The 11,552-nt window shown below is 64.6% G+C and carries 12 protein-coding genes and 1 tRNA gene; 12 read left to right on the top strand and 1 reads right to left on the bottom strand.

What is annotated here, in order from left to right; genetic code table 11:
- Positions 1–141 precede the first annotated feature (141 nt).
- Positions 142–1,338 carry an amino acid aminotransferase gene (locus AC1DJH_RS08810; RefSeq protein WP_478185410.1) on the bottom strand — a complete coding sequence of 399 codons (1,197 nt, stop codon included), beginning with the start codon at positions 1,336–1,338 and terminating at the stop codon, positions 142–144.
- A gap of 105 nt (positions 1,339–1,443) precedes the next feature.
- Here AC1DJH_RS08810 and uvrB point away from each other — a divergent pair, with 105 nt between their 5' ends.
- The 12 genes from uvrB (at position 1,444) to AC1DJH_RS08750 (ending at position 11,547) form a co-directional block, all read left to right on the top strand.
- The gene (gene uvrB, locus AC1DJH_RS08805) at positions 1,444–3,561 is read left to right on the top strand and encodes an excinuclease ABC subunit UvrB (protein WP_472114627.1); all 2,118 of its coding nucleotides are present in this window, start codon (positions 1,444–1,446) and stop codon (positions 3,559–3,561) included.
- Between the two features lie 255 nt (positions 3,562–3,816).
- Positions 3,817–4,353: a Fe-S cluster assembly transcriptional regulator IscR gene (iscR, locus tag AC1DJH_RS08800; protein ID WP_093237517.1), complete on the top strand. Its 537-nt coding sequence runs from the start codon at positions 3,817–3,819 to the stop codon at positions 4,351–4,353.
- Positions 4,354–4,428: 75 nt separating this feature from the next.
- The gene (locus tag AC1DJH_RS08795; protein ID WP_478185409.1) at positions 4,429–5,649 is read left to right on the top strand and encodes an IscS subfamily cysteine desulfurase; all 1,221 of its coding nucleotides are present in this window, start codon (positions 4,429–4,431) and stop codon (positions 5,647–5,649) included.
- A 50-nt stretch (positions 5,650–5,699) separates the two neighbouring features.
- Positions 5,700–6,116: a Fe-S cluster assembly scaffold IscU gene (gene iscU, locus AC1DJH_RS08790; RefSeq protein ID WP_116907255.1), complete on the top strand. Its 417-nt coding sequence runs from the start codon at positions 5,700–5,702 to the stop codon at positions 6,114–6,116.
- A gap of 1 nt (position 6,117) precedes the next feature.
- Complete coding sequence (gene iscA, locus AC1DJH_RS08785) at positions 6,118–6,441, top strand: iron-sulfur cluster assembly protein IscA (RefSeq protein WP_007828190.1); 324 nt, start codon at positions 6,118–6,120, stop codon at positions 6,439–6,441.
- A 63-nt stretch (positions 6,442–6,504) separates the two neighbouring features.
- Positions 6,505–7,023: a Fe-S protein assembly co-chaperone HscB gene (gene hscB, locus AC1DJH_RS08780; RefSeq protein WP_472114636.1), complete on the top strand. Its 519-nt coding sequence runs from the start codon at positions 6,505–6,507 to the stop codon at positions 7,021–7,023.
- 6 nt (positions 7,024–7,029) lie between these two features.
- The gene (gene hscA, locus AC1DJH_RS08775; RefSeq protein ID WP_478185408.1) at positions 7,030–8,892 is read left to right on the top strand and encodes a Fe-S protein assembly chaperone HscA; all 1,863 of its coding nucleotides are present in this window, start codon (positions 7,030–7,032) and stop codon (positions 8,890–8,892) included.
- A 9-nt stretch (positions 8,893–8,901) separates the two neighbouring features.
- Positions 8,902–9,240: an ISC system 2Fe-2S type ferredoxin gene (fdx, locus tag AC1DJH_RS08770; protein WP_435438574.1), complete on the top strand. Its 339-nt coding sequence runs from the start codon at positions 8,902–8,904 to the stop codon at positions 9,238–9,240.
- A complete protein-coding gene (gene dnaQ / locus AC1DJH_RS08765; protein ID WP_435438575.1) occupies positions 9,240–9,962 on the top strand; it encodes a DNA polymerase III subunit epsilon in 723 nt (240 codons plus the stop codon). Before fdx ends, dnaQ begins: the two co-directional genes overlap by 1 nt.
- 60 nt (positions 9,963–10,022) lie before the next feature.
- Positions 10,023–10,097 (top strand) — tRNA-Val (locus tag AC1DJH_RS08760).
- Positions 10,098–10,284: 187 nt separating this feature from the next.
- Positions 10,285–10,407, top strand: a complete 123-nt coding sequence (locus tag AC1DJH_RS08755; RefSeq protein WP_435438576.1) for a stereocilin — start codon at positions 10,285–10,287, stop codon at positions 10,405–10,407.
- A 36-nt stretch (positions 10,408–10,443) separates the two neighbouring features.
- Positions 10,444–11,547, top strand: a complete 1,104-nt coding sequence (locus AC1DJH_RS08750) for an NAD(P)/FAD-dependent oxidoreductase (RefSeq protein WP_478185407.1) — start codon at positions 10,444–10,446, stop codon at positions 11,545–11,547.
- Positions 11,548–11,552: the final 5 nt, after the last annotated feature.

Raw genomic sequence — 11,552 nt, 5'->3', positions numbered from 1 at the left:
GAATGTTGCAGTGCAATATATCAGTGCCTTCGCTGCGGTGCAGGAGGCCTAACCCCTACACGGACGCCAAGGCCGGGGTGCTTTTTCCACGGAATGTGAAGGAATCGTCGCGAAGGCGATTCCCTCACACTTTGCTGTCACTTAGATGACTTTGGCGATCGAGGCGCAGACGTGCTCGATGTTCTTGCTGTTCAGCGCGGCCACGCACATGCGGCCGGTGTCGGTGCCGTACACGCCGAATTCATTGCGCAGGCGAACCATCTGGTCCTTGCTCAGGCCCGAGTAGCTGAACATGCCGATCTGCGTGGTGATGAAGCTCATGTCTTCCTTCACGCCGGCGCCCTTCAGGCCGTCGACCAGCTTCTGGCGCATGGCCTTGATGCGCACGCGCATCTCGCCGAGCTCCTTTTCCCACAGGGCGCGCAGTTCGGGGGTGCCGAGCACCGCGGCCACCACGGCGCCGCCGTGGATCGGCGGGTTGCTGTAGTTGGTGCGAATGGCGATCTTCAGCTGCGACAGCACGCGGCCAGCTTCTTCCTTGTTCTCGCACAGCACCGACAGGGCGCCGACGCGCTCGCCGTACAGGCTGAAGCTCTTGGAGAACGAGGTCGACACGAAGAAGGTCAGTCCGGCATCGACGAACTTGCCGACGGCCGCGCCGTCTTCGGTCAGGCCGTAGCCGAAGCCCTGGTAGGCCATGTCGAGGAAGGGCACGAGGTTCTTGGCCTTCACGGCGGCGACGACCTGGTCCCACTGGGCCGACGTGATGTCGTAGCCGGTCGGGTTGTGGCAGCAGGCGTGCAGCACGACGACCGTGCCGGCGGGCGCCGCGTTCAGGGCGGCCAGCATGCCGTCGAAGTCGATGCCGCGCTTGGCGGCGTCGTAGTAGGGGTAGCTTTCGACCTCGAAGCCGGCGTTGGTGAACAGCGCGCGGTGGTTCTCCCAGCTCGGGTCGCTGATCAGGACCTTGGCGTTGGGGTTGAGCTTCTTCAGGAAGTCGGCGCCGACCTTCAGGCCGCCGGTTCCGCCGATGGCCTGGATGGTGGCCACGCGGCCCGACGTGACGGGTTCGCTGTCGGCGCCGAAGACCAATGCCTTCACGGCGTTGTCGTACGCGACGATGCCGTCGATGGGCAGATAACCACGCGCCGTGGGCGCTTTCATCATGTTCTGCTCGGCCGCCTGCACGCACTGCAGCAGGGGCAGCTTGCCGTTGTCGTCGTAATAGACGCCGACGCCGAGATTGACCTTGGAGGGGTTGGTGTCGGCGGCAAACTGCTCGTTGAGGCCGAGGATCGGGTCGCGCGGTGCCATTTCGACCGCGGTGAACATAGACATGGAAAGGTCCTTTGGGATGAAAGCTTCGCTGGCAACCGGGTTTGCGCTACGCTTTCCGGTTGCCTTGAATTTTACCGGCGTGATCGCCACCTGTCGGGAACAGCCATGCCAGAGAACAACGAAGCCATAGCAGACCTGAAGAAGCTGGACCCGATCGGGCCTGCAAAACAGGGCGAATTCGTCCGCTACCCCGGCTCTCCGTTCGAGCTTTTCCAGCCTTATCCGCCCGCCGGGGACCAGCCCAAGGCCATCGAGGGGCTGGTGGCGGGCGTGAACGACGGCGAGGTGTTCCAGACCCTGCTGGGCGTGACCGGCTCGGGCAAGACCTTCACCATGGCCAACGTGATCGCGCAACTGGGCCGCCCGGCCATCATCTTTGCGCCCAACAAGACCCTCGCGGCCCAGCTCTACAGCGAGTTCCGCGAGTTCTTCCCGAAGAACGCGGTCGAGTACTTCGTGAGCTACTACGACTACTACCAGCCAGAGGCCTACGTGCCGCAGCGGGACCTGTTCATCGAGAAGGACTCCTCGATCAACGAGCACATCGAGCAGATGCGGCTGTCTGCCACCAAGAGCGTGCTGGAGCGCCGCGACACGGTGATCGTGGCCACGGTGAGCGCCATCTACGGCATCGGGACGCCCGAGGACTACATGGAGATGCGGCTGATTGCCCGCGTGGGAGACAAGGTCGGCCAGCGCGACCTGATCTCGCGGCTCATCCGCATGCAATACACGCGCAACGAGCAGGACTTTGCGCGCGGCACCTTTCGCGTGCGGGGCGACACCATCGACGTGTTTCCGGCGGAGCACAGCGAACTGGCGATCCGCTTTGAGCTGTTCGACGACGAGATCGAATCGCTGCAGCTGTTCGACCCGTTGACCGGGCGCATCCGGCAGAAGGTGCCGCGCTTCACGGTGTACCCGTCGAGCCACTACGTGACGCCGCGCGACAAGGTGCTGGCGGCGGTGGAAACCATCAAGATCGAGCTGGCCGGCCGCCTCAAGGAACTGGTGGGCGCGGGCAAGCTGGTCGAGGCGCAGCGGCTGGAGCAGCGCACGCGTTTCGACCTCGAGATGCTCGCCGAGATCGGCCACTGCAAGGGCATCGAGAACTACACCCGCCACCTGTCGGGCGCCGCGCCGGGCCAGCCGCCCGCCACGCTGACGGACTACATGCCGAAGGACGCGCTGATGTTCCTCGACGAGAGCCACCAGATGATCGGGCAGCTCGGCGGCATGTACAACGGCGACCGGGCCCGCAAGACCACGCTGGTCGAATACGGCTTTCGCCTGCCGAGCGCCCTGGACAACCGGCCGCTCAAGCTGGAAGAGTTCGAGACGCGCATGCGCCAGTGCATCTTCGTGTCGGCCACGCCGGCGCAGTACGAGAAGGACCATGCGGGCAATGTGGTCGAACAGCTGGTGCGGCCCACCGGGCTGATCGACCCCGAGGTCGAGGTGCGTCCCGCCACGCATCAGGTGGACGATGTGCTGGGCGAGATCCGCATCCGCGTGGACAAGAACGAACGCGTGCTCATCACCACGCTCACCAAGCGCATGGCCGAGCAACTGACCGATTACCTGGGCGACAACGGGGTGAAGGTGCGCTACCTGCACAGCGACATCGACACCGTGGAGCGGGTCGAAATCCTGCGCGACCTGCGCCTGGGCACCTTCGACGTGCTCGTGGGCATCAACCTGCTGCGCGAGGGACTGGACATTCCAGAGGTGTCGCTGGTAGCGATTCTCGACGCCGACAAGGAAGGCTTCCTGCGTTCCGAGCGCTCGCTGATCCAGACCATTGGCCGGGCAGCGCGCAACCTGAGCGGCAAGGCCATTCTCTACGCCGACCGGATGACCGATTCGATGAAGTTGGCCATTGGCGAAACCGAGCGCCGGCGTGCGCGGCAGGTTGCCCACAACGAGGCCAACGGCATCACGCCGCGCAGCATCGTCAAGCAGGTGCGCGACCTGATCGACGGTGTCTACAGCGAGAAGACCGGCAAGGAAATGGCCAAGCTCGACCTGGAGCGTGCCAAGGTCGAGGACATGAGCGAGAAGGACATCGCCCGGGAAATCAAGCGGCTCGAAAAGCAGATGCTGGAGCACGCCCGGAACCTCGAATTCGAGAAGGCCGCCCGGGTGCGCGACCAGTTGGCGCTGCTGCGGGAGCGGGCGTTCGGGGCGTCCGGCGGCGACAACATCGCGGTTTTGCCGCAGTAGGTCTGGTGTCCGGCTGGCCCTGGTTCGGAGGTTCGCATTCTTCAAGCGAACCGCGCTGGGGTTTACCCGAGCAGAGTTCGGGGTTTCTGTTATACTTGACCGAAACAGTCAACAACATAAAAAGAACTTCGCGATGAAGGACCGACTCCTACCAGCTGGTTCACCAGTGTCTGGGGTCGGGCAGGGCGGAGACGAAGTCACCGCGGTCCGGGACTGCGGTGTCATTTCAACGGTAAGCACTTGAAGGAGCTTGCGATGCGTCTCACTACCAAAGGCCGTTTTGCGGTCACAGCAATGATCGATCTGGCACTGCGTCAGAACACCGGTCCGGTCACGCTGGCTGCAATCAGCCAAAGGCAGCAAATTTCGCTGTCGTACCTCGAACAATTGTTCGGCAAGCTGCGCCGTCACGAGCTGGTCGAGTCGACCCGTGGTCCCGGCGGCGGTTACAGCCTCGGCCGCAAGGCGGCAGACATCACCGTGGCCGACATCATTGTTTCCGTCGATGAACCCATCGATGCCACCCAGTGCGGCGGCAAGGAAAACTGCCTCGGCGAAGCCGGCCGCTGCATGACGCACGAACTCTGGGCCTCGCTGAACCAGCGCATGGTCGAGTTCCTTGATTCCGTCACGCTGCAAAAGCTGGTGGACGACCAGATCGCCAAGGGCGTGCAGATCGAGAACAAGCCGGTCGTCAAGCGTGCGATCTCGGCCCAGCCGGTGGTCAAGCCGATTCGTGTGAACGCGCCGAATTCGGTGTTCGCCCTCGGCAACGTCTTCGCCAAGTCCTGAGTGTCGGCAGCGCCTGCGGGCGCCGCCAAGAGCCGCCAGATCAAAAAACAACCCCCACGCCAGCACGAGCCAGCCATGGACGTAACTCCTCATTTCCCGATCTATCTCGATTACGGCGCCACCACGCCGGTGGACCCCCGTGTGGTCGACGCCATGATTCCGTGGTTGCGCGAACACTTCGGCAATCCGGCATCTCGCAGCCACGCCTGGGGCTGGGAGGCTGAGGAAGCGGTCGAGAAGGCGCGCGGCCAGGTCGCTGAGCTGATCAATGCTGATCCGCGCGAGATCGTCTGGACGTCGGGTGCCACCGAGTCGATCAATCTCGCGCTCAAGGGCGCGGCCCAGTTCTACAAGGGCAAGGGCAAGCACCTGATCACCCTGAAGACCGAGCACAAGGCCGTGCTCGATACCATGCGCGAACTCGAGCGCCAGGGCTTCGAAGTAACCTACCTCGACGTCGAGGAAAACGGTCTCGTTGACCTGGAGAAATTCAAGGCCGCGATCCGCCCCGACACCATCCTGGCCAGCGTGCTGTTCGTGAACAACGAAATCGGCGTCATTCAAGACGTGGTTGCGCTGGGCAACGTCTGCCGTGAAAAGGGTGTGATCTTCCACGTCGATTCGGCCCAGGCCACCGGCAAGGTCGAGATCGACATCACCGCACTGCCCATCGACCTGATGAGCCTCGCCTCGCACAAGACCTATGGCCCCAAGGGCATCGGCGCGCTGTACGTGCGTCGCAAGCCGCGCATTCGCCTCGAAGCGCAAATGCATGGCGGTGGCCATGAGCGCGGCATGCGTTCGGGCACGCTGCCTACGCATCAGATCGTCGGCATGGGCGAGGCGTTTCGCATCGCCAAGCTCGAAATGAAGGACGACATCGCCCACGCGCGCCGCCTGCAGCAGCGCCTGCTCGACGGCCTGAAGGACGTCGAACAGGTGTTCATCAACGGCGACCTCGAGCGTCGTGTGCCGCACAACCTGAACATGAGCTTCAACTACGTCGAAGGCGAGTCGCTGATCATGGGCATCAAGGGCCTGGCGGTGTCGTCGGGTTCGGCCTGCACTTCGGCCAGCCTGGAACCCAGCTACGTGCTGCGCGCCCTGGGCCGCAGCGACGAACTGGCCCACAGCAGCCTGCGCATGACCATCGGCCGTTTCACGACCGAAGAAGAAATCGACTACGCGATCTCGACCATCAAGCACAACGTCGCGAAGCTGCGCGAGCTGAGCCCCCTGTGGGAGATGTTCAAGGACGGCGTCGACATCAGCACGATCCAGTGGTCGGCCCACTGACCCAGGCCAGCCCAAGGCTCCACGATTGAACAAAGTTTGAGAGGTACACCATGGCATATTCTTCCAAGGTCATCGACCACTACGAAAATCCACGCAACGTCGGCTCCTTCGAAAAAGGCGACGACTCGGTAGGCACCGGCATGGTCGGCGCCCCGGCCTGCGGCGACGTGATGAAGCTGCAGATCAAGGTCAACCCCGAAACCGGCGTGATCGAAGACGCACGTTTCAAGACCTACGGCTGCGGCTCGGCCATTGCCTCGTCGTCGCTCGTGACCGAATGGGTCAAGGGCAAGACGCTCGACGAAGCGGCTGCGCTGAAGAACGCGCAGATCGCCGAAGAACTGGCGCTGCCGCCCGTGAAGATCCACTGCTCCATCCTGGCCGAAGACGCGATCAAGGCGGCGGTGAGCGACTACAAGGCCAAGCACGGCGTCAAGACCGAAGCTGCTGCGGAAGCCGTTCACTGACATGGCCGTCACGCTTACCGAAGCCGCTGCGCGACACGTCACCCGCTACCTCGGTAAACGGGGCAAGGGCGTGGGCGTGCGGCTGGGCGTGAAGACGACCGGCTGCTCGGGCCTGGCCTACAAGCTCGAGTACGTGGACGAGTTCACCCCCGAAGACGTGGTGTTCGAAGACCACGGCGTGAAGGTGCTGGTCGACCCGAAGAGCCTGGCCTACATCGACGGCACGCAGCTCGACTTCGTGCGCGAAGGCCTGAACGAAGGCTTCAAGTTCATCAACCCGAACGAACGCGACCGTTGCGGATGCGGCGAGAGTTTTCGCATCTGATGCACCGTCGCTGACCGCGACCACAGCCGCCACCATGTCATGTGCTGGCGGTTTTTTCTTGCCATGAACCTGAACGACACCGACTTTCAACTGTTCGCCGTCCCGGCGACGTTTGCGCAGGACCGCGCGGCGCTCGACGCACGCTGGAAAGAGCTGCAGCGCGAAGCCCACCCGGACCGCTTCGCCGCACAGGGCGCTGCGGCGCAGCGCGTGGCCATGCAGTGGTCGGTGCGCATCAACGAGGCCTACCAGCGGCTCAAGGACCCGGTGCGCCGCGCCAGCTACATCTGCGAGCTGCACGACGCGCCGCTGAACGCCGAGAACAACACGGCGATGCCGCCGGAGTTTCTGATGCAGCAGATGGAATGGCGCGAGGCGCTCGACGAGGTCGAGGACACCGCCGCGCTCGAGAAGCTGCAGGCCGAGGTCGATGCGGGCCGAGCACGCGCGCTGTCTTCGCTCGACTGGCTCATCGACGAGAAGGGCGACTACCCCGCCGCCGCCCAGCAGGTGAGAGCCCTCATGTTCATTGAGCGCTTCGGACAGGACGTCGAAGCCAAATTCGATCAGTTGGGACAATAGGCCCTTATGGCTCTTCTTCAGATTTCCGAACCCGGCCAGGCGCCCGACCCGCACCAGCGCCGCATTGCCGTGGGCATCGACCTCGGCACCACGCATTCGCTGGTGGCTTCCGTGCGCAATGGCGTGGCCGAGTGCCTGCCCGACGACCAGGGCCGCGTGCTGCTGCCTTCGGCCGTGCGCTACCTCGAGGGCGACCGCCGCCAGATCGGTTTCGACGCGCTGGCCGCGCGCGCGCAGGACCCGGCCAACACCATCACCTCGGTGAAACGGCTCATGGGCCGAGGCCTGGCCGACATCGCCAACCGCGAGGCCATGTCGTTCCGCATCGGCAGCAATGACGGCGGCATGGTGACGGTACAGACCCTGGCGGGCGAGAAGTCGCCCGTCGAGATCAGTGCCGAGATTCTTGCGACGTTGCGCTTCCGCGCCGAGGACACCTTCGACGCTGAACTCTACGGCGCGGTCATCACCGTGCCGGCGTACTTCGACGAAGGCCAGCGCCAGGCCACCAAGGACGCCGCGCAGCTTGCCGGCCTCAATGTGCTGCGCCTGATCAGCGAACCCACGGCCGCCGCCATCGCCTACGGCCTCGACAACGCGAGCGAGGGCGTCTACGCGGTCTACGACCTGGGCGGCGGCACCTTCGACATCTCGATCCTGCGACTGACGCAGGGCGTGTTCGAAGTGATTGCCACGGGTGGCGACTCGGCCCTGGGCGGCGACGACTACGACCACGCGCTGGCCGGTTTTGTGCTCGAGCAGACCGGCCTGCAAGCCGGCAGCGACACCGACAAGGCCGCCTTGCTGGTGGCTGCGCGTGCCGCCAAGGAGGCACTGACCGAATCGGCATCGACCGCATTCAGCGCGAGCGTCGCGGGCGAAACGGTCACGTTCGATCTGGCCCGCGAGCAGTTCGACGCGGCCACGAAGCCGCTCACCGACCGCACCATCGCTGCCGTTCGCAAGGCGCTGCGCGATGCCAGGCTCAAGCCCGACGATCTGCAGGGCATCGTGCTCGTCGGCGGGTCCACGCGCATGCCGCAGGTCCGCGCGGCCGTTGCCGGGTTCTTCGGCCGCGAGCCGCTGGTCAACCTGAACCCCGACGAAGTCGTGGCCCTCGGCGCTGCCATCCAGGCCAACCAGCTGGCCGGCAACAACGGCGCGGGCGAGCTGTTGCTGCTGGACGTGATTCCGTTGTCGCTCGGCATCGAGACCATGGGGGGGCTTGTTGAGCGCATCGTGCCGCGCAACCAGACCATTCCCACGGCCATGGCGCAGGACTTCACGACCTACAAGGACGGCCAGACCGCGCTGGCGTTGCACGTGGTGCAGGGCGAGCGCGACCTCGTATCCGACTGCCGCAGCCTCGCGCGCTTCACGCTGCGCGGCATCCCGCCGATGGCGGCCGGCGCGGCGCGCATCCGCGTGACCTTCACCGTCGACGCCGACGGCCTGCTGAGCGTGAGCGCGAAGGAGCAGGGCAGCGGCGTCGAGGCCAGCGTGACGGTCAAGCCGTCGTACGGCCTGTCGGACGACCAGATCGCAACCATGCTGCAGGAGAGCTTCTCCACTGCGCAGCAAGACATGCAGGCCCGCGCGCTCGTCGAGTCGCGCGTCGATGCCGACCGCATGCTGCTGGCCACGCAGAGCGCGCTCGACGCCGATGGCTACCTGCTCGGCGCCGAGGAACGCGCCGTCATCGACGCGTCGATGGCGCGGCTGCGCGAAGCCGCCAAGGCGAGCAACGAGGCGGCTGCCATCGAGGCCGCCACCAAGAAACTGGCCGACGACACCGAGGCCTTTGCCGCTCAGCGCATGAACGCGGGCATTGCGCGCGCGCTTTCGGGCCGCAAGGTCGAATCCCTGTAGAACAACAACATGCCCACGATCAAGATCTACCCGCATCCCGAATACTGCCCGCAGGGCGCCGAAATCACCGCGCCCGCCGGCACCTCGATCTGCGAGGCGCTGCTCGACAACCACATCAACCTCGAGCACGCCTGCGAGATGAGCTGCGCCTGCACGACCTGCCACGTCATCGTGCGCCAGGGCTTCAATTCGCTCAACGAAGCCGAGGAGGGTGAAGAAGACCTGCTCGACCGCGCCTGGGGCCTGGAGCCGCAGTCGCGCCTGAGTTGCCAATCGATCCTGGCGCAGGAGAATGTGACCATCGAGATTCCGAAGTACTCGATCAACCACGCCAAGGAAAACCACTGATGTCCAGACTGATCGTTCTCGATACCGAAACCACCGGGCTCTCGGCGGAGAACGGCGACCGCATCATCGAGCTCGGCTGCGTGGAGCTGTTCAATCGCAAGCTCACCGGCAACGACCTGCACATCTACTTCAACCCCGAGCGCGAGAGCCACGAGGACGCGCTCAAGGTGCACGGACTGACCACCGACTTCCTGCGCGACAAGCCGAAGTTCGCCACGCTGGGCAACGACATCATCGAGTACCTGCGCGGCGCCGAGCTGATCATTCACAACGCGGCCTTCGACGTCGGCTTCCTCAACAAGGAGTTCGAGCGCGCCGGCCTGCCGCCGTTGCGCACCTTCGTCAGCGAAGTGACCGACACGCTGGCCATGGCCAAGCTGGTGTACCCGGGCAAACGCAATTCGCTCGACGCGCTGTGCGACCGCTTCGGTGTCGACCGTTCGAACCGCACCTTCCACGGCGCGAAGCTCGATGCGCAGTTGCTGGCCGACGTCTACATCAACCTTACGCGCGGGCAGGACGCGCTGCTGATCGACGTGGCCTCGAACGAGCCGGCGCTGGGCACCACCGTGGTGGCCATCGACCTGAGCCAGTTCGCGCTGCCGGTGATCGCGGCGGGCGAGCAGGAACTCGCCGCGCACGAGGCCGTGTTGTCTCAGCTCGACAAATCGAGCGGTGGCCGAACACTGTTTCGCCAGAACAGCGAAAAAGCTGTGGCATAATCTGAGGCTTCGCACAACGCGATACGTGTTCAAGACACTGAACTCAAAAGCAGTGTCTCAGGGCGGTTAGCTCAGGGGTAGAGCACAGCATTCACACTGCTGGGGTCGGAGGTTCGAAACCTCCACCGCCCACCAAATCAGAAAAAGCGACCTGGATTTCCAGGTCGCTTTTTTGTTGTCCGTTCGTTCGTGCCCCTTGCGCGACATTCGGCGTCGCGGCCTCAGTGGCTGACCTGTCGGCTCCCGCCGACGGCAAGTACAGCCAAGCGCTGGCGCAGCTCCCATGGCACAGGCCTACAACCTGGGCCAAAGGAGCAACACCATGGCCACGCATCCCGACCTTCCGACTCCACTCACGCCGGACCTGCCTGTAGAGCCCGATCAAGGACCGAGCACGCCGCCCGACGAAACCACCGATCCCGAGCCGCCGCCCAGCGTGTTGTGAGTGTGCGCGGCGTGCGAGCCGCGCTAAGCTCGCTCGATGGACGAAATTGATTGCGCCGTCATCGGCGGCGGGGTTGTGGGCTTGGCCGTCGGTCGCGCGCTGGCGCTGGCGGGCCGCGAGGTGCTGGTGCTGGAATCCGAAGGTGCCATCGGCACGGGAACCAGTTCGCGCAACAGCGAGGTCATTCATGCAGGCATCTATTACCCGCAGGGCTCGCTGAAGGCCAGGCTTTGCGTCGAAGGCAAGGAACTGCTCTATGCCTATGCGGCGCAGCGTGGCGTGCCGCACCGTCGCTGCGGCAAGTTCATCGTGGCCACGTCACCGGAGCAGGCGGCTCAGCTCGATGCGATTCGAACCAAAGCCGCCGCCAATGGTGTCGACGACCTTGAGCTGATGACCGCGCAGCAGGCGATCCAGTTGGAGCCGCAATTGCATTGCGTGGCGGCGCTTCATTCTCCGAGTACCGGCATCGTCGACAGCCACGCCTTGATGCTGAGCCTGCTCGGGGATCTCGAGAACGCCGGCGGCATGCTGGCGCTGAAATCGCCGGTGCTGCATGCCGAGTGCAGCGACCGCGGCATTGTCCTGGTCGCGCAGGACGGGACTTCGCTGCGCTGCCGCAGCGTCGTCAATGCTGCCGGGCTGGGGGCTCCGGCACTGGCCCGGCGTTTCGAAGGACTGCCTCTTTCTTCGGTGCCGAAGGCGTATTTCGCCAAGGGCAACTATTTCACGCTCTCGGGGCGCGCGCCGTTCAGCCGCCTGGTGTATCCGGTACCCGAACCGGGTGGCTTGGGCGTGCATTTGACGCTCGACCTTGGAAACCAGGCGAAGTTCGGACCCGACGTGCAGTGGGTCGAATCGGCTGACGACCTGGTCGTGGACCCGGCCCGCGGCGAGGGCTTCTACGCAGAGGTACGCAAGTACTGGCCCGCACTGCCCGACGGTGCCTTGATCCCGGGCTATGCGGGCATGCGGCCCAAGATTTCCGGGCCGGGCGAGCATGCCGCCGACTTCGTGATCGATGGGCCTGCATCGCATGGTGTGCCGGGCCTGGTCAATCTGTTCGGCATCGAATCGCCCGGGCTCACGAGCAGCCTGGCCATCGGTCGCCATGTCGCCGGCCTGCTGGCGAATGCGTGACGCGA

The sequence above is a fragment of the Variovorax sp. 10N412 genome (assembly GCF_056394985.1).
This window is presented reverse-complemented; position numbering and strand designations above follow the sequence as displayed.